Source organism: Rhizobium gallicum bv. gallicum R602sp (assembly GCF_000816845.1).
Lineage (GTDB): Bacteria > Pseudomonadota > Alphaproteobacteria > Rhizobiales > Rhizobiaceae > Rhizobium > Rhizobium gallicum.
Genome location: NZ_CP006877.1, coordinates 3,766,648 through 3,788,603, shown reverse-complemented (window position 1 = coordinate 3,788,603; position 21,956 = coordinate 3,766,648). Strand labels below are relative to the sequence as shown.

Annotated in this window: 24 protein-coding genes; 8 read left to right on the top strand and 16 right to left on the bottom strand. The window is 60.3% G+C overall.

Features of this window, described 5'->3' with window-relative positions:
* Positions 1–3: 3 nt before the first annotated feature.
* Together RGR602_RS18535 and gloB are read right to left on the bottom strand one after the other, a co-directional pair.
* Entirely contained in the window at positions 4–426 is a 423-nt protein-coding gene (locus tag RGR602_RS18535; protein WP_039846294.1) for a cupin domain-containing protein, read from the bottom strand.
* A complete protein-coding gene (gene gloB / locus RGR602_RS18530; RefSeq protein WP_039846293.1) occupies positions 426–1,196 on the bottom strand; it encodes a hydroxyacylglutathione hydrolase in 771 nt (256 codons plus the stop codon). Before gloB ends, RGR602_RS18535 begins: the two co-directional genes overlap by 1 nt.
* Positions 1,197–1,249: 53 nt before the next feature.
* Between gloB and RGR602_RS18525 the strand changes: the two genes are divergently transcribed.
* The 3 genes from RGR602_RS18525 (at position 1,250) to RGR602_RS18515 (ending at position 4,151) form a co-directional block, all read left to right on the top strand.
* Positions 1,250–2,026, top strand: coding sequence for a class I SAM-dependent methyltransferase (locus RGR602_RS18525; RefSeq protein WP_039847020.1), 777 nt, complete (start codon positions 1,250–1,252; stop codon positions 2,024–2,026).
* Positions 2,027–2,112: 86 nt separating this feature from the next.
* Positions 2,113–3,222: a histidinol-phosphate transaminase gene (gene hisC, locus RGR602_RS18520; RefSeq protein WP_039847019.1), complete on the top strand. Its 1,110-nt coding sequence runs from the start codon at positions 2,113–2,115 to the stop codon at positions 3,220–3,222.
* A complete protein-coding gene (locus tag RGR602_RS18515; RefSeq protein WP_039846292.1) occupies positions 3,219–4,151 on the top strand; it encodes a prephenate/arogenate dehydrogenase family protein in 933 nt (310 codons plus the stop codon). Before hisC ends, RGR602_RS18515 begins: the two co-directional genes overlap by 4 nt.
* A 3-nt stretch (positions 4,152–4,154) precedes the next feature.
* Here the strand turns inward: RGR602_RS18515 and RGR602_RS18510 are convergent, their stop codons facing one another.
* Positions 4,155–5,156: a DUF2125 domain-containing protein gene (locus RGR602_RS18510; RefSeq protein ID WP_039846291.1), complete on the bottom strand. Its 1,002-nt coding sequence runs from the start codon at positions 5,154–5,156 to the stop codon at positions 4,155–4,157.
* Positions 5,157–5,208: 52 nt separating this feature from the next.
* Here RGR602_RS18510 and RGR602_RS18505 point away from each other — a divergent pair, with 52 nt between their 5' ends.
* On the top strand, positions 5,209–5,739 hold the full coding sequence (locus RGR602_RS18505; RefSeq protein WP_039846290.1) for a gamma-glutamylcyclotransferase: 531 nt from the start codon (positions 5,209–5,211) through the stop codon (positions 5,737–5,739).
* Here the strand turns inward: RGR602_RS18505 and RGR602_RS18500 are convergent.
* From RGR602_RS18500 to ftsE, 4 genes are all read right to left on the bottom strand, one after another.
* The gene (locus RGR602_RS18500; RefSeq protein WP_039846289.1) at positions 5,736–6,533 is read right to left on the bottom strand and encodes a lysophospholipid acyltransferase family protein; all 798 of its coding nucleotides are present in this window, start codon (positions 6,531–6,533) and stop codon (positions 5,736–5,738) included. The genes RGR602_RS18505 and RGR602_RS18500 overlap by 4 nt on opposite strands.
* An 87-nt stretch (positions 6,534–6,620) precedes the next feature.
* Positions 6,621–7,337: a YdcF family protein gene (locus RGR602_RS18495; RefSeq protein ID WP_039846288.1), complete on the bottom strand. Its 717-nt coding sequence runs from the start codon at positions 7,335–7,337 to the stop codon at positions 6,621–6,623.
* A 65-nt stretch (positions 7,338–7,402) separates the two neighbouring features.
* Positions 7,403–8,416, bottom strand: coding sequence for a cell division protein FtsX (locus RGR602_RS18490; RefSeq protein WP_039846287.1), 1,014 nt, complete (start codon positions 8,414–8,416; stop codon positions 7,403–7,405).
* Positions 8,409–9,068 carry a cell division ATP-binding protein FtsE gene (gene ftsE / locus RGR602_RS18485; protein ID WP_039846286.1) on the bottom strand — a complete coding sequence of 220 codons (660 nt, stop codon included), beginning with the start codon at positions 9,066–9,068 and terminating at the stop codon, positions 8,409–8,411. Before ftsE ends, RGR602_RS18490 begins: the two co-directional genes overlap by 8 nt.
* A gap of 206 nt (positions 9,069–9,274) precedes the next feature.
* On the opposite strand from ftsE, the gene RGR602_RS18480 reads away from it, so the two are divergent.
* The 3 genes from RGR602_RS18480 to RGR602_RS18470 all read left to right on the top strand — a co-directional run bounded on the left by RGR602_RS18480 (position 9,275) and on the right by RGR602_RS18470 (position 11,016).
* The gene (locus RGR602_RS18480) at positions 9,275–9,934 is read left to right on the top strand and encodes a membrane protein (RefSeq protein ID WP_039847018.1); all 660 of its coding nucleotides are present in this window, start codon (positions 9,275–9,277) and stop codon (positions 9,932–9,934) included.
* A 59-nt stretch (positions 9,935–9,993) separates the two neighbouring features.
* Positions 9,994–10,536: a hypoxanthine phosphoribosyltransferase gene (gene hpt, locus RGR602_RS18475; RefSeq protein WP_022718085.1), complete on the top strand. Its 543-nt coding sequence runs from the start codon at positions 9,994–9,996 to the stop codon at positions 10,534–10,536.
* A gap of 120 nt (positions 10,537–10,656) precedes the next feature.
* The gene (locus RGR602_RS18470) at positions 10,657–11,016 is read left to right on the top strand and encodes a response regulator (protein WP_039847017.1); all 360 of its coding nucleotides are present in this window, start codon (positions 10,657–10,659) and stop codon (positions 11,014–11,016) included.
* A 147-nt stretch (positions 11,017–11,163) separates the two neighbouring features.
* On the opposite strand, the gene RGR602_RS18465 is transcribed toward RGR602_RS18470, so the two are convergent.
* From RGR602_RS18465 to argH, 4 genes are all read right to left on the bottom strand, one after another.
* Positions 11,164–13,815: a TIGR02302 family protein gene (locus RGR602_RS18465; protein WP_039846285.1), complete on the bottom strand. Its 2,652-nt coding sequence runs from the start codon at positions 13,813–13,815 to the stop codon at positions 11,164–11,166.
* 164 nt (positions 13,816–13,979) lie between these two features.
* The gene (gene lysA / locus RGR602_RS18460) at positions 13,980–15,248 is read right to left on the bottom strand and encodes a diaminopimelate decarboxylase (protein ID WP_039846284.1); all 1,269 of its coding nucleotides are present in this window, start codon (positions 15,246–15,248) and stop codon (positions 13,980–13,982) included.
* A 12-nt stretch (positions 15,249–15,260) separates the two neighbouring features.
* Positions 15,261–15,455, bottom strand: a complete 195-nt coding sequence (lptM, locus tag RGR602_RS18455; RefSeq protein WP_039847016.1) for an LPS translocon maturation chaperone LptM — start codon at positions 15,453–15,455, stop codon at positions 15,261–15,263.
* A 76-nt stretch (positions 15,456–15,531) separates the two neighbouring features.
* A complete protein-coding gene (gene argH, locus RGR602_RS18450; protein WP_039846283.1) occupies positions 15,532–16,935 on the bottom strand; it encodes an argininosuccinate lyase in 1,404 nt (467 codons plus the stop codon).
* Between the two features lie 41 nt (positions 16,936–16,976).
* Between argH and tlpA the strand changes: the two genes are divergently transcribed.
* A complete protein-coding gene (gene tlpA, locus RGR602_RS18445; protein ID WP_039846282.1) occupies positions 16,977–17,639 on the top strand; it encodes a thiol:disulfide interchange protein TlpA in 663 nt (220 codons plus the stop codon).
* 2 nt (positions 17,640–17,641) lie between these two features.
* Here the strand turns inward: tlpA and RGR602_RS18440 are convergent, their stop codons facing one another.
* From RGR602_RS18440 to RGR602_RS18420, 5 genes are all read right to left on the bottom strand, one after another.
* Positions 17,642–18,523 carry a 3-hydroxybutyryl-CoA dehydrogenase gene (locus RGR602_RS18440; protein ID WP_022718092.1) on the bottom strand — a complete coding sequence of 294 codons (882 nt, stop codon included), beginning with the start codon at positions 18,521–18,523 and terminating at the stop codon, positions 17,642–17,644.
* A 150-nt stretch (positions 18,524–18,673) separates the two neighbouring features.
* Entirely contained in the window at positions 18,674–19,603 is a 930-nt protein-coding gene (locus tag RGR602_RS18435) for an electron transfer flavoprotein subunit alpha/FixB family protein (protein ID WP_039846281.1), read from the bottom strand.
* Positions 19,604–19,623: 20 nt separating this feature from the next.
* Positions 19,624–20,373, bottom strand: a complete 750-nt coding sequence (locus RGR602_RS18430) for an electron transfer flavoprotein subunit beta/FixA family protein (RefSeq protein WP_039846280.1) — start codon at positions 20,371–20,373, stop codon at positions 19,624–19,626.
* Between the two features lie 189 nt (positions 20,374–20,562).
* Positions 20,563–21,330 (bottom strand): rhomboid family intramembrane serine protease, encoded by a 768-nt coding sequence (locus RGR602_RS18425; protein WP_039846279.1) that lies wholly within the window; start codon positions 21,328–21,330, stop codon positions 20,563–20,565.
* A gap of 35 nt (positions 21,331–21,365) precedes the next feature.
* Positions 21,366–21,944, bottom strand: a complete 579-nt coding sequence (locus tag RGR602_RS18420) for a cob(I)yrinic acid a,c-diamide adenosyltransferase (protein WP_039846278.1) — start codon at positions 21,942–21,944, stop codon at positions 21,366–21,368.
* Between the last annotated feature and the right edge of the window lie 12 nt (positions 21,945–21,956).

Genomic DNA, 21,956 nt, shown 5'->3' with positions numbered 1-21,956 from the left:
ATCTTACCCGCCCGGCTGCCAATCCATCGGTGCCATTTCCAATTTCGAAAACTCGAAGCCCGGTGCCACCGTACAGCCAACGAGCGTGTATTCGCCAAGCGTTTCTGCCGATTGCCACCAGTTTGCCGGAATGATCGCTTGCGGACGCTCGCCATTTACCAGGTCGATCCCGAGCATCAAGGTTTCGCTTTCCGCGCCGTCTGCTGACCTGTGGAGTGCCAAGGGCGCACCAGCGTAATAGTGCCAGACCTCCGCCGCATCGTGAACGCGATGCCAGTGCGAACGTTGCCCGGCTTTCAGCAGATAGTAGATTGCTGTCGAGTGCCCGCGATCCTTGCCATTGCCATCGCGAAACGTCTGCACGTACCAGCCGCCTTCCGGATGCGGCTGCATCGAAAGCGCCTCGATAATATCGTCGGGAGACATCAGAACTTGTCCTTGCGCCTGCGGATCTCCGCAAAGACTTCCTCGTCCGTCTTGCTTTCCATCAAGAGATTGCGGCGGATGGCGGGATCGGCGGCGCGAAGAAAAGGGTTGGTTTCCTTTTCCAGGCCCAGCGTCGTCGGGATCGTGAACCTGCCTTCGGCGCGCAAAGCCTCGATCTCGGCAACACGCGTCTTCAGCCGCTCGTTGTCCGGATCGATCGTCAAAGCGAAACGAGCGTTCGAAAGCGTATATTCATGGCCGAAATAGATTGCCGTCTCGTCTGGCAGCACGGCCAGCTTCTGTAGCGAATGCCACATATCTGCTGCCGGGCGCTCCAAGAGGCGGCCGCAGCCCAGTGCAAAGACCGTATCGGCGGCAAAAAGCAGCTTGTCGTCAGCGAAATGGTAACAGATATGGCCGACGGTATGGCCCGGTGTTTCGATGACGTTGACGACATGGTCGCCGAAGAAAAAGCTGTCGCCATCGGCCATCGATTTGTCCAGGCCGGGAATTGCCACGGCCTCGTTGACCGGACCGATGATCTCGCAGCCGAATTGCTCCTTCAATGCCAGATTGCCTTCGACGTGGTCGGTGTGGTGATGCGTGGTGAAGATGTGCGAAATCTTCCAGCCGCGCCGTTTAGCAGCCGCTGCCACGGCCGCCTCTTCCGGCGCGTCGATCGATGCCGTCAGTCCGGACTCCGGATCATGCACGAGAACGCCGAAATTGTCGGATCGGCAGAGAAAAACTTCTAATTCCAAAGGTTTCATTGTCCAAGCGGCCTCTTTCCCACGAACATGTCCGGAATGTAGAGGCTCCGGCCTTGAAGTCCAATCGCCCGCTGATAACATTTATTGCGATGCACACGGATATTGTCGATCTGCGCCAGTTCTATCACTCCGAGCTCGGCCGCCTTGCCGAGCACTCGATTGCCATGGCGCTGTCGTCGCTTTGGGTGCGCCTGCCGCAGGAGCGGCTCGTGGGCATCGGCTATGCCGTTCCCTTCCTCGACCGGTTCAGTGCCGATACCGAGCGCACCTTCGCCTTCATGCCAGCCGGGCAGGGCGCCGTGAACTGGCCGGTGGGGTCGTTGTCGTCGACCGCACTCATCTTCGACGAAGAACTGCCGCTTCCCGATTCGTCCATTGATCGTGTGCTGATGGTGCATTCGCTGGAATTCGCCGAAAGCCCGCGGGAGACCTTGAAGGAGCTCTGGCGCGTGCTTGCGCCCGGCGGACGCCTCGTCATCGTGGTGCCGAACCGGCGCGGCGTCTGGGCGCGCATGGAACATACGCCTTTCGGCTCCGGGCGCCCCTATTCGCGGGGTCAACTCACGCATCTGCTGCGCGAGACGAATTTCACGCCCGGCGCGACCGCCGAGGCGCTGTTCTTCCCGCCATCGAAGCTTCGCACGGTTCTCAGCCTTCGCCGCGCCTTCGAACGCATTGGCCGCACACTCTGGCCGGCCTTTTCAGGCGTCATCATCGTCGAGGCACAGAAGCGGCTCTATCAGGGCCTGCCGGTAGCCGCACGGGCTTCGCGCCGCGTCTTCGTGCCGGTTCTTGCGCCGCATGGTGTTCCGACGACACGCAGCCGTTAAGTCTCACTCGACAAAGGCCGCTTTCCGCTTTATTGCCACAGGGCAATTTCCGGCCGGAATTTCCGGCGTTTTTCAAGGTCGATCCCATGAGCGTTGAGATGAGCAAGCCTGTTCCGCGTCCCGGTATCCTCGATATTGCAGCCTATGTGCCGGGCAAGGAACATGCACCGGGCGTCGCCCGCGTCTACAAGCTCTCCTCCAACGAAACGCCGCTTGGCGCGAGCCCGAAGGCCATAGAAGCCTTCCGTGAGGCCGCCGGCCATCTCGAGCGCTATCCGGACGGGCAGGCGATCGAATTGCGCGAGGCGATCGCAGCGGTTCATGGCCTTAACCCGGCTAACATCATGTGTGGCAACGGCTCGGACGAACTGCTCGGCTTGCTCTGCCACGTTTATCTCAGCCCCGGTGACGAAGGCATCATCACCGAGCACGGCTTCCTCGTTTACAAGATTCAGATCATGGGCGCGGGCGCGACGCCTGTCGTGGTGAAGGAGACGGATCATACCGTCGATGTCGACGCGATCCTTGCCGCCGTGACAGACAAGACGAAGATCGTCTTCATCGCCAATCCTGGCAATCCAACCGGTACCTATATCCCGGTCAGCGAAGTCCGCCGCCTGCAGGCCGGTCTGCCGAAGCATGTCGTCCTGGTGCTCGATGCGGCGTATGCCGAATATGTCCGGCGCAACGACTATGAATCCGGCATCGAGGTCGTCTCCTCGAACGCGAACGTCGTCATGACCCGCACCTTCTCGAAGGTCTATGGGCTTGCCGCGCTCCGCGTCGGCTGGATATATGCGCCTGCCGAGATCATCGATGCGCTGAACCGCGTGCGCGGCCCGTTCAACATGAATACGCCGGCGATCGCGGCCGGTGCCGCGGCGATCCGCGATCAAGCCTTCGTTCAAGAGGCGACCTCCTTCAACCAGATGTGGATCGAGAAGGTTACCGGAGCGCTCGAAACGATCGGTCTCAAGGTTACGCCGTCGGTGACCAACTTCGTCCTCATCCATTTTCCGGACGTCGACGGCAAGCGCGCTGCCGATGCCGACGATTTTCTGACGAGCCGTGGCTATATCCTGCGGGCGGTTCGCAGCTACGGCTTCCCCAATTCACTCCGCATGAGTATTGGCCCCGAAGAAGCCAATCGCGGCGTCATCGAAGCGCTCGGCGAATTCATGGGACGCCCGGCATGACAGCGCAGTTTGATCGCATCGCGCTGATCGGCATCGGGTTGATCGGCTCCTCGATCGCTCACGACATCAAGCGGCTGGGGCTCGCCAACGAAGTCGTCGTGGCAACGCGCAGTGCCGAAACGCTGAAGCGTGCCGGGGAATTGCAGCTCGGCAGCCGTTATACGACGTCGTCGGCCGAGGCCGCCGAGAATGCCGATCTCGTCATCGTGTCCGTGCCGGTCGGCGCCTCGGAAAGTGTTGCCAAGGAAATCGCAGAAAGCGTGAAGCCGGGGGCGATCGTCACCGACGTCGGATCCACCAAGGCGTCGGTCATCGCGCAGATGCAGCCGCATATGCCACCGCATGTGCACTTCATCCCCGGCCATCCGCTGGCCGGTACGGAAAAATCCGGTCCTGACGCCGGCTTCCCGGGCCTTTTCGAAGGCCGCTGGTGCATCTTCACGCCGATTGCGGGCACCGACGAGGGGGCGCTCAAGAAGCTTCGCAAATTCTGGGAAAGCCTTGGCTCCAAGGTCGATGAGATGGACGCCGACCACCACGACAAGGTGCTCGCCATCGTCTCGCACCTGCCGCACATCATTGCCTATAATATTGTCGGCACGGCCGACGATCTGGAAACCGTGACGGAATCGGAAGTCATCAAATACTCCGCCTCCGGCTTTCGCGACTTTACGCGCCTTGCGGCCTCCGATCCGACGATGTGGCGCGACGTCTGCCTGCACAACAAGGATGCGATCCTTGAAATGCTGGCGCGCTTTTCGGAAGATCTTGCCTATCTGCAGCGCGCGATCCGCTGGGGCGAGGGCGACAAGCTTTTCGAGCTCTTCAGCCGCACCCGCGCAATTCGCCGCTCGATCGTCCAGGCAGGACAGGATGTGGACACGCCAGACTTTGGCCGCCCACATGCGCAGGATACGAAGACGAACTGAGCCTCAGATCGGCGGGATTGTGCCGAGCGGGATGAAGCCGCTTACGGTGGCATTGCCGTGCTGGACGACGAGGTCGACCGAAACCCTGTCGCCGCCGACCGCGAGCGCCTTTAGAAGCTTGGCGGCGGTATCGACGGTCTTGGCGATTTCCGGAAGGGCCTGTTTCAGGCTGTCGCGCCAGGGGCCGAGTTGCTCGATCTCCAGCTTGAACTTTCCGGACAAAAAGCCTTGCTCATCGAAGGAGAAGGGGCCCGTCAACGTCATCACCTTGCCGTCGCCGATATCGGCCACGGCCTTGCGCAGCTCTCCGCTTGCCCCATAAAGCCCTTGCGGATCGCTTCCGTCGATCATTCCGCCTCTGCCTGCAAGGGTGATATCGGCGCTCGCCGAGAATTTAGGGAAGACCTGCGGCCAGTCCTTGATGACGGCATTTGCATCTTCGAGTGAGAAGGCACCGTCGAGATCGCCTGCATTCTGGCGGAGGTGGACTTCCGTGTGTCCTGCATCGACATTGACCGTTTGCCCGGTATAGGAGGAAACAGCGGTCGCCTTGAGGCCGTCGATGATCATGGAGGTGCGGTCGATGCCCCTCAGCCGCGTCACCAGGCTGGATTGCAGGTTTGCCCACTGCGCCGAGATCGAAAGGCCGTTTGCCGTGCGGATTTCAGCCGGCGAATCGAGTTCCCAGACGATATGGCCCGGCGCGTAAACTTGGGCTGCGGAGCGAAGTTCGCCAAAGGAAGCGGAGACGCCGTTCGTGTTGTCATCCACACCCACTTTCGAGCAATAGAGGCCAATTCGGAACGGATAGCCGCGAAAGTCGATATCGGCGCATTCGCCGCTGACGCCCGCCGTGCTGCGCGGCGCAATAACCTTGAGCACGGTCTCCTTGAGGTGGGCGGCTGCGTAAAACCAGCCGCCGGTATAGATCGCGACAACCAGAACGATGCCCAAGCCGAGCAACCAGAATTTTCTGCCGCTGCCGGATTGGCTTGACGCTGCCATGATGGTTCTCCAATGGTGAATCGCAAATGGGAATTTCGGTCTGGCCTGCGATATGGACGAATTTTGGGTATTTGGCTACGGATCGCTGATGTGGAATCCGGGCTTCGAGTTTCTTGAGCGCTCTCAGGCTCTCGTTTACGGCTACCGGCGATCACTATGCGTCCATTCCTGGGTTCACCGCGGCACGCAGCAAAATCCGGGTCTCGTGCTAGGCCTCGATCGCGGCGGCTCCTGCCGCGGCATAGCATTTCGCGTGGCCTTGGAAAGGCGCGACGAGGTGATGGACTATCTGCGCGCCCGCGAGCTCGTCACCAACGTCTATCTCGAGCGGCATGTGCCGCTATCGCTTCCCGGCCGACGCAACATCAAGGCAATTGCCTACATCGTTGATCGCGACCACGCCCAATATGCCGGCGCGCTCGATGCCTCTGTAGCTGCGCGCACGGTGCACGAGGCAAAGGGTCGGTCGGGTTCGAACGACGCTTATGTTTTCAATACGCTCTCGCATCTTAAGGAGATGGGCATTCGCGACCATTGGCTGGAACGGGTCGCCGGCGAGGTCGAGCGGCTGCGGGCCGTTTAGGCAGAAGCGGCCGTTGCCTTCCGCAATTGCGCCAGTCTCTCGACGGCGGTCGGCGGCAGTGGCAAGCGCGGATTGCGCGCCACCGTATCGACCAGAAGGTCGTCGCTCGCCTTCTCGGTCACATCGATTAGATGCTCGAAGAACGCATCCGGATCCATACCCGGCGGAATGGCAGGCAGGATGCGAACCTTGAAATGGCCGGGACGGCGCACGGCGCTGCGGCGCGGCCAGAAAAGGCCGGGATGCATGGCCACCGGCACGACCGGAATGCCGAGATCCCGATACATGCGGGCAATGCCGTATTTGTAGAGCGGTTCTGCGCCCGGTGCCCGGCGCGTGCCTTCCGGATAGATGATCAACTGACGGCCTGTCGCAAGCTCTTCCCTGGTGCGCTTCAGCACCTCGACCATGACCTTGCCGCGCGCGCCGCGATCGACCGGGATCATGCGCTGTTTTTTCGCATACCAGCCGAAAAGCGGGATCCACATCAATTCGCGCTTGAGGATGTAAACCGGGTCTTTCAACCAGGGCAGCAGTGCATAGGTGTCCCAGAAGGACTGGTGCTTTGGGGCGAGGATGTAGCTGCCGTCCGGCAGGTTCTCTATGCCATCGATCTCAAAGGTCGTCCCGACGATCTTTTCCATCAGCCAATGGTTCGAAAGTGCCCAGTTCTTAGGGATCGCATAGGCGGTCTTGCGGGGCACGACGAAATAATAGGGCGAAAGCACGATCATCCGGATGATGAGGTTGGCGTAGAAGATCGTATTGAAGAGAACGGAACGCAGGGCGATCATGAAATTTTCCAAAGCCAGTATCCGCGCAAACGGCGAGCTCGCCCTGCCTACACGATAATGGCTCTCATAAAAAGCGCTCGATGGAAATCAGCTCGGACCGGTGATGCTTGCCGAGCGAAGGCCGGGATGGCGCCCGAAGCCGGTGATGTTGCGCGCGCCTGCCAGAAGCACCTTGGCATATTCGGCGAGCATGACGCGAAGCGCATTTGGATCGGTGAACCAGGCCCTGGTCTTCAGGTCGGAATTGACGACCGGGTAGGGGATGAACTGCGTATCGGCATCGACGTAGGCGAGTTCGGCGAGACTGCGTGGCATGTGGTAGTTGTTGGTGACGACCAGAACGCTCTTGTAGCCCTTCGCATGGATCCAGTTTGCAGCTTCCTGCGCATTGCCGATCGTGTCGATTGCGTCATAGCCGATGTCGACGCAGCAATCGAAAAGATCAGCAGGCGCCGATGTGGTTTTGCGTATCTGCCCCGGCGTTGTCGACGGATGAACGCCCGATATGAGCAGCCGCTTGCCCGCGCCTTTCTCCAGCAGTTCGACGGCCTGATCGATGCGCTGATAGCCGCCTGTCAAAACGACGATGGCATCGGCCTTCGGTTCAGCCGGAGGTTTCAAGGTGGTTACGGAATCGGCGAACCGCAGGAAGCCGACGAAAAGCAGCGCGGTCGCCAGGACGAAGGCGAATCCGCCCCATCGCAACATCCGGCGTAGGGGACCACGACGCAGGGTTTCGACACCGTAGCTGGCTAGCGCCGGGTCGGGACGAATCGGAGTGCGTCTAGTATGGCCCATGGTCATAAATCGTGAATATATGCAGATTGCGGCAGGGAACAGACACTTTCGTGGCAAAAACGACTGAGCCTTCAATTCGCGATGCCATCGCTTCGCGTCGGGTCGGAGCGCAGCGTATCGATTTCATAGATCGTGCGCATCACCGTGAGCCGCGCTGTGAGCGTCGTCAGCAATGCAATGACGATCATCGTCGCAAAAATGCCGAGGTAGCCAAGGGCTCCGACCGAGAAGGTGCCGAAGAGAGCTGTCGCTTGATCGGTCTGCGGCGTCGCAATCGTACGGCTCTGCAGGAAGCCTGCAGCTAAGAAAAAGAGAGCTGCCAAAGCGCTGCCGATTGCCGATCCCTTAAGACTGATCTTCAGGAAATGCTTCTGGAATTCAGTCGCGACGAAGGAACTTTCGGCTCCCACGAAATGCAAGACCTCGACGATATGGCGGTTGCCGGAAAGTGCGCCACGTGTCGCAAAGACGACCGTCAGCACCATGGCGATGAAGACGAGCAGCAGCACGCCGGTGCCGAGCATGACCGTTGTATGTGCCATTGAAACGAGGCGATCGACCCATGTGCGGTGATCGTCCAGCGACGCCTGAGGGATGCTCTCCTTCAGCAGTGAGCGCATCGCGTCAAAATCGGGCGGGTTCGTCTCGTCGATGGTAATAATCACGAGGCGGGGGACGGGAAGCTCCTTGATGTCAAGGCCGCTGCCGAGCCATGGCTCCAGCAGACGGGCCGTTGCCGCCTCATCGACGATCTGGCCGCTTTTGGTGCCGACAAAGGTCATGGCGATATCGCGTGCCTGCGTCAGCGCCTTTTCCATATCGAGACCGTCGTCCGGCTTGATCTGGATGGTGATCTCGCGGGAAATCTGGCTCTCCCAGCTGGCCGCTGTCGAACGCACCATGCTGACGCCGCCAAGCGTCAGGCAGGCGAGGAAGGCCATGATTGCGATGACCACCGTCAGTGCGTTGCCCTGGATATTCGAGGGCGGAAGGATCGGCGCCGTTGGCCGCACGCGCATCTCCGCCCGCTTCTGCTGTGGTTGGGCGGCGCTTTGCGCGCGGTTCTTTGATGCGGGCTCAATCATAGACGTCAAGATGCCCTTCCGAAAGGATCATGCGGCGGGCTTCCACCTGGTCCATCAATGTCAGATCGTGAGTTGCGATCACGACAGCTGTACCAAGGCGGTTGAGTTCGAGAAAGAGGTTCAACAGGCGGCGTGCCATCGGCGGATCGACGTTGCCGGTCGGCTCGTCGGCAAGCAGAACCTCGGGTCTATCGATCAGCGCGCGGGCGATCGCCGCGCGCTGTTTCTCGCCGCCGGAAAGCACCGGCGGAAGCACATTGATGCGCTCGCCGAGCCCCACCCATTTCAGCAGTTCGAGCACGTCTGTCTTGTAGGAGCTCTCGTCCTTGCCACGTACACGAAGCGGCAGTGCGACATTCTCATAGGTCGTGAGATGATCGAGCAGGCGGAAATCCTGGAAGACGATACCCACGCGGCGGCGAAGCAGCGGCAGCTCCGGCCGCGGGATGTCGGAAATGTTGCGTCCGAACATGCGGATCAGGCCGCGCGTCGGCTGCAGCGACATAAAAAGCAGGCGCAGAAGCGTCGTCTTGCCGGCGCCAGAGGGACCGGTCAGGAACTGAAAGGACTTTTTCGGAATATCGAAGGTGAGGTCCCGGAGAATCTCCGGGCCCATGCCGTAGCGCAAACCGACATTCTCGAAATGGATCAACGGGCAGTCCAGTCTTTCATGGTTTAACGCCATCGACTTGTTAACCAACACCGTTAACAATCAGTGAATTTCGTCGGAAAGATGCCTGTTTGAAGGCAAGCTTAGCGAAGCATTAACCATTAAAATTTACGACTGGGCAGGATTCGTTTCAATGCCGGATTTTAACCGTGCACTGAAACCATGTGGAGATGGGAGAGACCGTCAACATGGAAGCATCCACCTTCAGGCGCCGCGCGGCGAGCAACGCCTACGATTTCTTGCCGCCGGAGCCCGCCGCGCGTCAGCCCCGCTATCCTGGCCGTCCGACAGATGTCGCCGATGCCGAGTTCGTCGTTATCGGCAACCGGAGCCAAGGCTTCAACGCCAGAAGTTTCAATGACAATCGTAAGCGCGCCGCTGCCGCTGCCAAGCTTCCTGCGACGCCTGAAGCTTTCTCGAAGGCGACTATGTTTCTCGCGATCGCAGAAGAGTGGCTGCAGCGGGCGTCGCTCAAAAGCTTTATAGCCCTGGTCTTCATGCTTTTCGTTCTCGTTTTCGGCCTGACGGGCGGTTTCTCCGGCCTGGCGGGGAGCGATACTGCTGCCTTGACCTCGCCGCTTCACTTCACGCATGTCACGGTGGCGCCGCGCGAGGCAAATGGTATGCGCATCCTGGTTATCAACGGCATCATCGAAAACGGCAGTGGTACCACACAGACCGTGCGGCCGATCCGCGCGGATCTGATGAGCGGCGAGCAGCTGGTGGCGAGCATGGTCATCAATCCGCCGGCAGACGTCATCTATGGTGGCGAGAGCCGTGGTTTTTCGGCACGCGTGCAGCACTCTGGCGGAAAAATGCCCGAAGTCCGGCTTTCGTTCATGCCTTAGGGTGTTTCTGCCCTTCTAATGTGCTAACGGCTTACCCTTCGTTTCATGGAGCTAGCCGTATGCCTGTCGTGCGCGGAAAAATTATCGAACCGCTTTTCACTGCCGAGCAGATTGCCGAACGCAATCACGCAATGGCAAAGCATATTGCTGCGGGTCCGACAAAGGACCTGCTCGTCATTGCCGTGTTGAAGGGGTCGTTCATTTTTGCCGCAGACCTCATCCGCGCGCTACACGACAGCGGGCTTGCGCCTGAAGTCGAATTCATCACGCTTTCCAGCTACGGTACGGGAACGGTTTCTCAGGGCGTCCGCATCGTCAAGGATATCGACAGCGACGTGAAAGATCGCGACGTGTTGCTGATCGACGACATCCTCGAATCAGGCCGCACGCTGCTTTTCGCCAAGGAACTTCTCTACGAACGCGGCGCGCGCAACGTCAGCATCGCCGTGCTGCTCGACAAGAGCGTCAAGCGCAAAGAAAAGCTCGAGGCAGACTATGTCGGCTTCGAATGCCCGGATTACTTCGTCGTCGGCTACGGCATGGATGTCGCCTATGCCTTCCGTGAGCTGCCCTATGTCGGCGTGGTTACCGGCGACGCCTGACCTCATCGAGGATAAGACGGGTTGTTAACCATCCCTTCCATCGCCTTCTTTCGTTTACCGATCGAAAAGGAACGCCGTGCAATTTCCGTTCCGGGGCATGAAGACGGAGCGATGCACATCATGGCAAAAATTCTGATCACGGAAGACGAAGATTCGCTTCGCTCTTTCGTCGCCCGGGCCTTGCGCCTTGACGGTCATGAGACCGACGAAGCCGCCGATGGCGCCGAGGGGCTGGAGAAGCTGAAGGACGGGGTCTATGATCTACTGCTTTCCGACATCCGCATGCCGGTCATGGACGGCATCGAGCTTGCGCATCAGGCGAAATCGGCCTTTCCGACGCTCAAAATCCTGCTGATGACGGGCTATGCCGAGCAGCGCGAACGGGCCGATGACCTTGCAGAAAAGATCGTCGACGTCGTGTCGAAGCCGTTTGCACTTCCAGACATCCGAAAAGCGGTTGCCCGGGCGCTGGCTGCGTGAGACAGGTTGGCGACACCTTCCCTGCTCCCCATTCCTGTCCTTGACAGGAATTCCACCACGCTGCGTCGGCGCCGTGAGCGACCCATCATTTGAAAGAGAATCCACTGCACCCTAGGAGTTGGGTGGCGCATTGCGATCCAAGCTCAGCTACTGAATATCCAGCAGCCGTTCCAGATAGCGCCGCTCCATCTCCTGAGGCGGGTTGTTGCCGAGCTTTTCGCGGATCGCATCGAGAATTTCGCGTGCGCGCTGCACGTCGATTTCGTCCGGTACCTTCACTTGATCGCCGAAATCCGGACCCTCTGCGCGACGCGGACGACCGAGCGGATCGCGGCCGTTCTGGTTGCCCTGGCCAACCTGACCTTGTGGCCCTTGGCCTTGCTGGCCCTGTTGCGCTTGCATCATCTGGTTCATCATGTCCCGGGCGCCCTGGCGCAACGCTTCCAGCGCACGGCCCTGGCCCTGGAGGGCCGGTTCGCCGCGGCCCTGGCCGAGTTCGCGCCCGGCACCTTCCATTTCGCGCTGTGCCTGACCAAAGCCCGGTCCGGGTTTCATACCCATCTCGCCAAGGCCTTTCTGCAGTTCGCCGAGCTGCTTGCCAAGCGCATCCTGCTGTGCTCGGAGCTGTTTCAACGCATCGCGCAATTGCTCCTCGGTCATCTGCTCCGACGGTGACTGCCCCTGTTCGCCGTTCTGCCCCTGCTGCTGATCCTGCGGCTGGCCATCCTGGCCTGGCATCATCTGGTCAAGTAGCGGATCGTTCATACCCATATTCGGGTCGCCGCGCTGCATACGGTCCTTCAACTGTTGGTCCAGCTTGAAGGTCTGCTCCATCAGCTTCTGCTGGTCGCGGAGGATCTGGCCAAGCTTGTCCATCTGTTGGCGCATCTGGCTGTTGTCGCCCTGCTGTTGCTGTCCCTGTTGCGGCCTGCCTGCCTGTAGGTTGTTCATCATGCGCTGCAATTCTGAAAGCATCTGCTGAGCGGCATCGCGGTTGCCTGAACGGGCCAGATTCTCGATCTGGTCCATCATGCGCTCCAGATCCTGCTGGCGGATGACGTTCTGCGCGTTCTGGTTCGGCTGCATCGGCGCATTCTGCATGCGCTGAGCCAGTTCCTTCATGTATTCGTTCATCGCCTTGCGAAGCTCGTCCATGAGCTTCTTGATCTCCGGGTCCGGCGCATTGCGCTGAAGCGCGTCGGCGAGATTCTGCTGGGCGTTGCGCAGGTTGCGTTCTGCAAGCGAAAGGTCGCCATCCTCCATGCCGATTGCGATATCCCAGAGATAGTCGGCCGTATCCTTCAACTGCTCGTCGCCATTGGCGAGCTTCATGCGCGTGTGCGCCGATTGCAGCAGCAGATAGTTGGTGAGCTTGGGAATCGTTTCTTCAGGACGGATCGTCAGCGCCTCGTTAAGAGCGATCGCTTCCGGCATCTTGCGGGTATCGAGTGCGAAAACCTGGCGTTCTTCCGCAACGGCTGCGGCCAGCGGTTCGTTGAACGGCCGTGACGGCAGCGTCATTTCATGCGGCGGGCTCCGGCCGGTCTGGCCGGCTGCATCCTTGGCGACCAGCGTTACGCGTACGCGCTTTCCGGCCAGCGGATGCTCGGTCAGGTTCTTGCTGGTCACAGCCTTGGCATCACGCGCGTTGCGGCGCGGAATGTCGAGCCGGAAATCGGGGAATGGATAAAGCGGCTTTGCCTCCGGATCGGATTGGGCCGGCAGGATTTCTGCACGCGCTTCCTGCACGCCGTAATCATCCTTTACCGTGAAGCCGATTTCCAGCGCCCCGTTTACGCTGGGTTTGGGCAATCCGTCGAAGGCAATTTCGGGTGCCTTGTCGGGAATGACATTGAAGTTCCACCTGCGGCCATTGACGAGCAGCGCACCGTTTTCCTCAAGCTTCATCAAATGTGTCTGTGCGGCAAGTACTGGCGTGGCAGGACCCTGTGGCTTCGCCTGCGGCGCAGCACCAGGCTGCGGATTTGCCTTTGCCTCGGATGCGATTTCCCGCACCTCGCCGCTTTCTTTCCTGAATAAGACCTTTTCGTCTTTCGTCTGCCCGCCGCTGACGCGAACGGTCAGGTTCGAGAACTGCGGAATGTTGATCGCCTGCTCAGTGCCGGTTGCCGTCAGATAGACCGGAGCGCGGCTGGTATAGGAGGGCGGGGTGACCCATGCGTCGATACGCACAGCCGGATTGGTCGCTGCCGGCGCGACGGGTGGCTGCAGCGCGTCGGTGATTGAGCCGCCGTTGGTCGAAAGCGAGTAACCGAAGGCCGTGACGAGAAGGAGCGCCGGGATGGCACGCAGCGCGAAACGGTCGTGGGTTGCGATGTCCGGGCGGGGGAAGCCAGTGTCGAGGGCTGCTATCTTCTTCGCCATCCGCGTCTGATGTTCGCGCCAAAGCGCCTTTGCGAAGGGCGTGTCGACGGCCGGTTCATCTTCCTGCACCGTCACCGGCTGATGCGGTAGGCCGTTGCGCTCCTCAAGCAGGTGGTCGGCTTCGGCGGTATTGGGCCAGCGGAGATTGCGAAATGGGATGAGCGCGGCGAGGAAGGCGATGGCGAAGGCAATCAGCAGCCCGACACGCATGAAGTCAGGAACGGAGCGGAAGAGGCCGAACCAGGACGCTGCCAGATAGAAGGCCACGGCGGAAAGAACCGGGACAAGCGGTGGCAGGACCTGCTCGGATACGAGTACCAGGCGCGCAAAGAACCGCTTTACCGCGACGAGCCTCGCGAGAGAGGGCCGAAGGGCAAACGCGCCATGTCTTTGCCTGCGGGGGCTGTTCGTCAATCCGGTCTCCGCCAGTTGATGCTGGAGTAATGGAGGGCGCTTCCGGCGCTTGCTAGGCAATATGCTCGCATGGAGAAAAGATAACACTCTTTGTGGCGAAGGCGAGGGCAGGCGGTCGGCAAAGCCGTTTTTTCACCTCTATTCGCCAAAAAGTGATGAGGCTGTCACTCGATCCAGGCGGGTACGGAGTCGAGGCCGATCAGTTCTTCGTAGGTTCGGCGGGGCCGAATTACATGGAAATCGGCGCCCTTCACCAGAACTTCTGGCACCAGCAGGCGGCTGTTATAGGTGCCTGCCTGCACTGCACCATAAGCGCCGCCGGAACTGACCGCAAACAGATCGCCCGGCTTCGGCATCGCCATCTCTCGATCGAGCGCCAGATAGTCCCCGGTCTCGCAAACCGGCCCCACGATATCGGCCTTGATGCGCGGAGCATTTGCCGCTGAGATCACGACGGGCCGGATTTCGTGCCAGGCATCGTAAAGCGTCGGGCGGATCAGATCGTTCATTGCCGCATCGACAATGACGAAGGTCTTTTCGCCACCATCCTTTACATAGATAACTTCGGTAACGAGAATGCCGGCGTTGCCGACGATCAGGCGGCCCGGTTCAGTCACGATCTTGCAGTTCAGCCCGCGGAGCTGGTTCTTGACGATCGCCGCGTAGGCATCTGGCAGTGGCGGCGGCTCGTTGTCTTCCTTGTAAGGGATGCCAAGGCCGCCACCAATATCAACATGGTGGATGTCGTGGCCGTCGGCACGCAGGGTATCGACCAGTTCGCGCAACAGCTTGAAGGCATCGTCGAAGGGCTGCAGCTCGGTGATCTGGCTGCCGATATGCATGTCGATGCCGGTGACTTCGATACCGGGCAGCTTGGCGGCTTGTGCATAGACGGCGCGAGCGCGTTCCCAGGAAATGCCGAACTTGTTTTCTTTCTTGCCGGTCGAGATCTTCGAATGCGTCTTCGCATCGACGTCCGGATTGATGCGGAAGGAGACAGGTGCCTTCTTGCCGGCCTTGACGGCGCGCTGATTGAGGATTTCGAGTTCCGGTTCGGATTCGACATTGAAGCAGTAGATGCCGGCCTCGAGCGCGAAGTCCATCTCACGGGGCGTCTTGCCGACGCCGGAGAACATGATGCGGCTTGCTGGGATGCCGGCAGCAAGCGCGCGGCGTAATTCGCCCTCGGACACGACGTCGATGCCGGCGCCGAGCCTGCCGAGGGTCTTCAACACAGCCTGGTTCGAATTCGCCTTCATCGCATAGCAGACCATGGAATCGATATCGCTGAAGGCTTCGGCGAAGACCCGGTAGTGGCGCTCAAGCGTTGCGGTCGAATAGCAATAGAAAGGCGTGCCGACGGCCTTGGCGATCTCCGGAACGGGGACGTTCTCGGCGTAAAGGATGCCGTCGCGATATTCGAAGTGGTTCACGGGACGTGCCTATCAAAGCAAAGGATCGAGAAGGAATGGCTTGTCGACGGCGCCCGGCTGTTTCGTCGGCTTCGATACGTCGCCTTCCTTCGTTGCCATCGCGCTCGGCGGATCGAGATCGCCCTTGCGTCCACATCCGGCAACGGCAAGGCCGATGACGGCAAAGACAACCGTCAGGCGGATGAGGTGCGGCAAGCTGGTCTGCATGGGATTCCTCTTGGAGCGGCGCTGGTGGACATCTTCATAGCGAAGTTTATCCGCCTTGTGCACCCTGATTGTTTTCTCAGTTGCGAGCCCGCCAAAAGGCGATCTGCTTCCTCACTTCGGAGGGTGCCGTTCCGCCGAAGCTCTTGCGGCTTGCAACCGAAGCCTCGACAGTCAAGACCTCGTAGACCTTGTCGGTGATTGCCGGGTTGATGGACTGGAGATCGGCAAGCGGCAGTTCGGCGAGGTCGCAGCCCTTGCTTTCGGCAAGCGCCACGGCACGGCCGGTCACATGATGTGCATCTCGGAACGGAAGTCCCGCCTCGCGCACCAGCCAGTCGGCGAGATCGGTGGCCGTCGAATAGCCGGAACCGGCTGCGGCTTTCATGCGCTGCGTATTGACCGTCATGTCGCGGACCATGCCGGTCATGGCGGCGATCGCAAGTTCCAGGCTCTCGGCCGCGTCGAACACCTGTTCCTTGTCCTCCTGCATGTCCTTGGAATAGGCGAGCGGCAGGCCCTTCATGATCGTCAGCAGCGCAATCAGCGAGCCGTTGATGCGGCCGGTCTTGGCACGCACGAGTTCGGCGGCGTCGGGGTTCTTCTTCTGTGGCATGATCGACGAGCCGGTCGAAAATGCATCGGAAAGCCGCACGAAACCAAATTGCGGCGTCGACCAGATCACGATCTCTTCGGCCAAGCGTGAGAGATGCATGCCGCAGATCGCGGCGATCGACAGGAACTCGATGGCGAAGTCGCGGTCGGAGACGGTATCGATCGAGTTACGCGTAGGTTCCCGGAAGCCGAGCGCCTTTGCCGTCATGTGGCGGTCGATCGGGTAGCCGGTCCCGGCCAGCGCTGCAGCGCCAATGGGGCTTTCGTCCAGATGCTCGATGGCGTGGCGTACGCGCGAACGATCGCGGCCGAACATTTCGACATAGGCCATGCAATGGTGGCCGAAGGTGACGGGCTGAGCAGTCTGCAGGTGCGTGAAGCCCGGCATGACGCTTTCGGCATGTTCTTCAGCGCGGTCGAGGAAGGCTGCGATGAGGGTCGTCAGCATCGCTTCAGTCTTCTGCAGCTCTTCCTTCACCCAGAGACGAAAGTCGAGCGCTACCTGGTCATTGCGTGAACGGGCGGTGTGCAGGCGGCCGGCAGCCTGGCCGATCAGCGCGGCAAGGCGGGCTTCGATATTCATGTGAATATCTTCGAGCTGGCGGGAGAATTCGAAATTGCCGGTTTCGATTTCTGACAGGATCGTGCTTAGTCCGTGAACGATCTTGTCCTTATCGTCCACAGAAATGATGCCCTGATGGGCAAGCATCGTCGCGTGGGCGATCGATCCACGGATATCCTGGGCAAAGAGCTTCTTGTCGAAACCGATCGAGGCATTTATCTCCTCCATGATCGCGTCGGGGCCGGATGCGAAACGTCCGCCCCACATCTGGTTTGAGGATTTGGTGTCCTTTGTGCCGTCGGCCATGAAAGATGCCTGTCTTAAGGGCGCATGCCCTGGAGAATGAAATGACGACAAAAAAGCTGTTCAGGCTGCCATCCTTGAAATTGATCGCGGTAGCCGCCGTCGCAGGCGTAATTGCCGGTGCGGCAGCGGTTTACATTAAGGAAGCCGGGTATGGCAATGCCGGCGGTGAAACGGCCTCTGCCGAATGCACTGCGACCAAGGATCTCGTCCAGAAGATTACGCCGCTCGCCAAAGGCGCGGTGGCGGCGATGGTTGCTGTCAACGCGCCACGAAAGCTCACCTCAGTCGCCTTCAACGGTCCGGACGGCAAACCGGTGACGCTCGAGAGTTTTGCGGGCAAGACCGTGCTTCTCAATCTCTGGGCCACGTGGTGCGTGCCCTGCCGCGAGGAAATGCCGGCGCTGAACGCGCTGGAGAAGGAGATGGGCAGTGACAAATTCCAGGTCGTCGCGGTCAATATCGACACTGGAGATGACGAGAAACCGAAGGCTTTCCTAAGCGAAACCGGCGTCGATTCCCTGCAGTTCTATCGCGACAATACGATCGGCGTTTTCAACAGCCTCAAGAAAGAAGGGCTTGCTTTCGGCCTGCCGGTGACGTTGCTCATCGACGACAATGGGTGCCTGGTTTCGGCGATGAACGGCCCTGCCGCATGGGATAGCGGCGATGCGAAGGCACTGATCCAGGGTGCAACAGGGTCTTAGGGCTACCGCGTCGGGACGGGCGTATCGCCGCGATAATCGTAGAAGCCGCGGCCGGACTTGCGGCCGAGCCAGCCGGCCTCGACATACTTTACCAGCAGCGGGCAGGGGCGATACTTGGAGTCGGCGAGGCCGTCGTGCAGCACCTGCATGATCGAGAGGCAGGTGTCGAGGCCGATGAAATCGGCAAGCTGAAGCGGGCCCATCGGGTGATTAGCGCCGAGCTTCATCGCCGTGTCGATGGCATCGACAGTGCCGACGCCTTCGTAGAGCGTGTAGATCGCCTCATTGATCATCGGCAGCAGTATGCGGTTGACGATGAAGGCCGGAAAATCCTCAGCTACCGTGACGGTCTTTTCCAGCGAGGCGACGAATTCCTTTGCGGTCGAAAACGTAATTTCGTCCGTTGCGATGCCGCGCACCAGTTCCACCAGTTTCATAACCGGCACGGGGTTCATGAAATGAATGCCCATGAAGTGCTCAGGCCGGTCCGTTGCCGATGCCAGGCGGGTAATGGAGAGCGAGGACGTGTTCGTCGCAAGCAGCGCGCCCGGCTTTAGCACTGGACAGACCTGCGCATAGATCTTGCGTTTTACCGCTTCCTCCTCGGTTGCCGCCTCGATCACGAGGTCGGAGGGAGCAAGGTCATTGAGGTTGGCGGAGCCGGAGATGCGGGAAAGGGTTGCTTTGCGCTCCTCATCCGTCATCTTGCCGCTCGTTACCTGCCGGGCAAGGTTGCCATTGATGGTCGCGAGACCGGATTCGATGCGTTCCTGCGTCAGGTCGTAGAGCTGGACCTTATAGCCCGCAGCTGCTGAAACATGGGCGATGCCGCAGCCCATCTGGCCCGCGCCGACAATACCGATCGTTTTCAACACCGCACTCATCTCCAAACCCCCGTGGCAGCCGCCCGCTCCGCCCGTATTTTTCTTTCTAATGAAACTGCCGGGCAAAATGATCGCCCGGCAGCAGTAGTAGCTCCATAAGAGATAATTTTCCAGTCATTCGCAAGTGCGAAAAGCTGGCATTCTGCCCGTTTAAAGAGCTTTCTGCAGTTCCGGCAGGGCCTCGAAGAGATCGGCGACGAGGCCGTAGTCGGCGACCTGGAAGATCGGGGCCTCCTCGTCCTTGTTGATGGCGACGATGACCTTTGAGTCCTTCATGCCGGCAAGGTGCTGGATGGCACCGGAAATGCCGACCGCGATGTAGAGTTCAGGGGCGACGACCTTGCCGGTCTGGCCGACCTGCCAGTCGTTCGGCGCATAGCCGGCATCGACGGCCGCACGGCTTGCGCCGACGGCCGCTCCGAGCTTGTCGGCGAGCGGCAGGATGACTTGCCTGAACTTCTCGGCCGAGCCGAGTGCGCGGCCGCCGGAGATGATGATCCTTGCCGACGTCAGCTCCGGGCGGTCGGAAGCCGACAGCGCGTCCTTGACGAAGGTCGAAAGACCCGGATCGGAAACGGCCGGGATTGCCTCGACCGGAGCCGAACCGCTGGTCGCCGCAGCAGCGAAGGAGGCGGTGCGCACGGTGAGCACCTTCTTGGCATCGGTTACCTGCACCGTCTGGATGGCGTTGCCGGCATAGATCGGCCGCTTGAAGGTGTCAGGCGCGACGACTTCGATGATTTCCGACACCTGCGCCACATCGAGGAGGGCGGCAACGCGCGGAGCGACGTTCTTGCCGGTCGAGGTCGCAGCCGCAATGATCGTGTCGTAGCTGCCGGCGAGCGAAACGATCAGGTCGGCCAGCGGCTCGGCCAGATTGTTGGCAAGCTCGTCGCTTTCGGCCAGCAGCACCTTGGAGACGCCGGAAAGCTTGGCAGCGGCATCGGCGGCAGCCTTGGCACCCTTGCCGGCAACCAGGATGGTGACATCGCCGCCGATCTGGCGGGCAGCGGTCAGCGCCTTGGCGGTCTGGTCGGAAAGGCTTGCATTGTCGTGGTCAGCCAGAAGCAGAATGGCCATGTCGTATTTCCTTTCTCGCCTTAGAGGACGCCGGCTTCGGTCCTGAGTTTCTCGACGAGCTCGGCGACCGACTTGACCTTGACGCCTGCCTTGCGGCCACTTGGCTCTTCGGTCTTCAGCACCTTCAGCCGCGGGGTGGTGGAAACGCCGAAGTCGGAAGGGCTTTGTCTGTCGAGCGGCTTCTTCTTCGCCTTCATGATGTTCGGCAGCGAGGCGTAGCGGGGCTCGTTCAAGCGCAGGTCGGTGGTGACGACGGCCGGCAGCTTGATGTCGATCGTCTGCAGGCCGCCATCGACTTCGCGGGTGACGGTCGCTTTACCGTCGGTAATCTCGATCTTCGAGGCAAAGGTTGCCTGGGCAGAGCCCAACAGCGCGGCGAGCATCTGGCCGGTCTGGTTCGAGTCGTCGTCGATCGCCTGCTTGCCGACGATGATCAGGCCCGGCTGTTCGGCGGCTGCCACGCCCTTGAGGATCTTGGCCACGGCAAGCGGCTCGACCGTCTCGTCGGTCTCGACCAGGATCGCCCGGTCAGCACCCATGGCGAGCGCGGTGCGCAGCGTCTCTTCGGCCTTGGCCGGACCGATCGACACGACGACCACTTCCTCAGCCTTGCCGGCTTCCTTCAGCCGCAGCGCCTCTTCCACCGAGATCTCGTCGAACGGGTTCATCGACATCTTGACGTTGGCAAGCTCGACGCCCGTGCCATCCGGCTTGACGCGGATCTTCACATTGTAATCAACCACCCGCTTCACGGGGACGAGAATTTTCATGGGGTCCTTCCTTCAACTCTTTCGCCAAGAAAATGCGCGCTTCGGCGTCGCTCCGATTGTCGAATGGCGACATGGATACGCGTTTTTCCTCCAAATACAACGCTTGCCGGTCGCAGACAGACAAATTGCGTCTCGAATTATATGACGTTTACGTTCACGTCAATATTCGAGGCGACGCCATGTTTCTTTTCAGTGTCCGGGCGCTCCGTCGTCAGCGGCGACGACCGCCCGCCTCACAGCGGGCGTGCTGAAAACGGCGCGGGGCGTGACGATCTCGCGGTCGAACAGCGGCACACCCTTGCGGCGCATGAAGAAGACGAGAACAGCGCCGGCGACGATGCCGCCGGCATGGGCGCCCCAGGAAACATTGCCGTCCGGATCGACAAGCAGCATGAAGAACTGCTGGCCGATCCAAAGCAGCAGCGGCACGAAGGCAGGAAGCGGCAATGGAACACGGAAGAAGACCAGCACCCAGATTTTCACGCGCGGGTGAAGGATGACATAGGCAGCAACCACCCCTGAGATCGCACCTGAGGCGCCGACCAGCGGCGCCTGCGATTCCGACACGAGCAGGCCATGGCAAAGCGCGCCGAAGGCGCCGCAAACGAGATAAAAGATCAGGAAGCGGAGATGGCCCATGGCATCCTCGACATTATCGCCGAAGACCCAGAGGAAGATCATGTTGGAAACGAGGTGCCAGAAGCCGGCATGCACAAAAGCATGGGTGATGTAGGTCAGCGGCTCGGGAACAATCGCGAGGCCGGGTGCAAGTGTTGCATAGTCAAAGGAGACCGCCGGTATGTAGCCCAGGCCGACTGATGTCGCCTGAGCCGTCTGTTCCGGGGCGAAGAAGCCGGTGAAAAGCCAGACGGCAATGTTCATGCCGATCAAGCCCAGCGTCACCCACTGGACCTTGATGTGTTTCAGCGTATTGGCGTCGTGCAGCGGTATGAACATGAAGCCTGCCCCTGGCTATCGTGACCGCGAGAAGCCTATCTGTTTTTTCCAGGAACCCAAAGCACATCCGCGTTGCCGCGGTCATTGGCGTGGCGCGCGGCAACGAAGAGGAAGTCCGAAAGCCGGTTGACATATTTCAGGGCCGCTCCGCTGACGATTTCGCCCTCCGTGCGGGCAAGTTCCACCATCAACCTTTCTGCGCGGCGCGCGATTGTGCGCGCCAAATGAAGATAGGCAGCTGCCGAATGACCGCCGGGCAGAACGAAAGATTTCAAGGGTTGCAGATCGGCATTCAGTTCATCGATCTCGGTCTCGATCCGCGCCACCTGCGTATCGATGATGCGCAACGGCTCGTGGACCGGCGGCTTGCCGTCGTCGGGTGTCGCAAGGTCAGCGCCGAGGTCGAAGAGGTCGTTCTGGATCAGCGTCAGCATTCTTTCAAGAACCGGCATGCCTTGCATGTGCAGTCTTGCGACGCCGATTGCGGAGTTGACCTCGTCGATCGTGCCATAGGCTTCCACGCGCAGGTCGTACTTGAGACGGCGCGGCCCGCAAACGAGCGCCGTCGTGCCGTCGTCGCCGGTCTTCGTGTAGATCTTGTTGAGTGTTACCATGCCTGTCCCCTC

Excerpts from the sequence above, each read along its gene's own strand:
- RGR602_RS18535 (WP_039846294.1), bottom strand. The coding sequence starts at position 426 with ATGTCTCCCGACGATATTATCGAGGCGCTTTCGATGCAGCCGCATCCG.
- gloB (WP_039846293.1), bottom strand. The coding sequence starts at position 1,196 with ATGAAACCTTTGGAATTAGAAGTTTTTCTCTGCCGATCCGACAATTTC.
- hisC (WP_039847019.1), top strand. The coding sequence starts at position 2,113 with ATGAGCGTTGAGATGAGCAAGCCTGTTCCGCGTCCCGGTATCCTCGAT.
- RGR602_RS18515 (WP_039846292.1), top strand. The coding sequence starts at position 3,219 with ATGACAGCGCAGTTTGATCGCATCGCGCTGATCGGCATCGGGTTGATC.
- RGR602_RS18510 (WP_039846291.1), bottom strand. The coding sequence starts at position 5,156 with ATGGCAGCGTCAAGCCAATCCGGCAGCGGCAGAAAATTCTGGTTGCTC.
- RGR602_RS18505 (WP_039846290.1), top strand. The coding sequence starts at position 5,209 with ATGGACGAATTTTGGGTATTTGGCTACGGATCGCTGATGTGGAATCCG.
- RGR602_RS18500 (WP_039846289.1), bottom strand. The coding sequence starts at position 6,533 with ATGATCGCCCTGCGTTCCGTTCTCTTCAATACGATCTTCTACGCCAAC.
- RGR602_RS18495 (WP_039846288.1), bottom strand. The coding sequence starts at position 7,337 with ATGACCATGGGCCATACTAGACGCACTCCGATTCGTCCCGACCCGGCG.
- RGR602_RS18490 (WP_039846287.1), bottom strand. The coding sequence starts at position 8,416 with ATGATTGAGCCCGCATCAAAGAACCGCGCGCAAAGCGCCGCCCAACCA.
- RGR602_RS18480 (WP_039847018.1), top strand. The coding sequence starts at position 9,275 with ATGGAAGCATCCACCTTCAGGCGCCGCGCGGCGAGCAACGCCTACGAT.
- hpt (WP_022718085.1), top strand. The coding sequence starts at position 9,994 with ATGCCTGTCGTGCGCGGAAAAATTATCGAACCGCTTTTCACTGCCGAG.
- RGR602_RS18470 (WP_039847017.1), top strand. The coding sequence starts at position 10,657 with ATGGCAAAAATTCTGATCACGGAAGACGAAGATTCGCTTCGCTCTTTC.
- lptM (WP_039847016.1), bottom strand. The coding sequence starts at position 15,455 with ATGCAGACCAGCTTGCCGCACCTCATCCGCCTGACGGTTGTCTTTGCC.
- argH (WP_039846283.1), bottom strand. The coding sequence starts at position 16,935 with ATGGCCGACGGCACAAAGGACACCAAATCCTCAAACCAGATGTGGGGC.
- tlpA (WP_039846282.1), top strand. The coding sequence starts at position 16,977 with ATGACGACAAAAAAGCTGTTCAGGCTGCCATCCTTGAAATTGATCGCG.
- RGR602_RS18440 (WP_022718092.1), bottom strand. The coding sequence starts at position 18,523 with ATGAGTGCGGTGTTGAAAACGATCGGTATTGTCGGCGCGGGCCAGATG.
- RGR602_RS18435 (WP_039846281.1), bottom strand. The coding sequence starts at position 19,603 with ATGGCCATTCTGCTTCTGGCTGACCACGACAATGCAAGCCTTTCCGAC.
- RGR602_RS18430 (WP_039846280.1), bottom strand. The coding sequence starts at position 20,373 with ATGAAAATTCTCGTCCCCGTGAAGCGGGTGGTTGATTACAATGTGAAG.
- RGR602_RS18425 (WP_039846279.1), bottom strand. The coding sequence starts at position 21,330 with ATGTTCATACCGCTGCACGACGCCAATACGCTGAAACACATCAAGGTC.
- RGR602_RS18420 (WP_039846278.1), bottom strand. The coding sequence starts at position 21,944 with ATGGTAACACTCAACAAGATCTACACGAAGACCGGCGACGACGGCACG.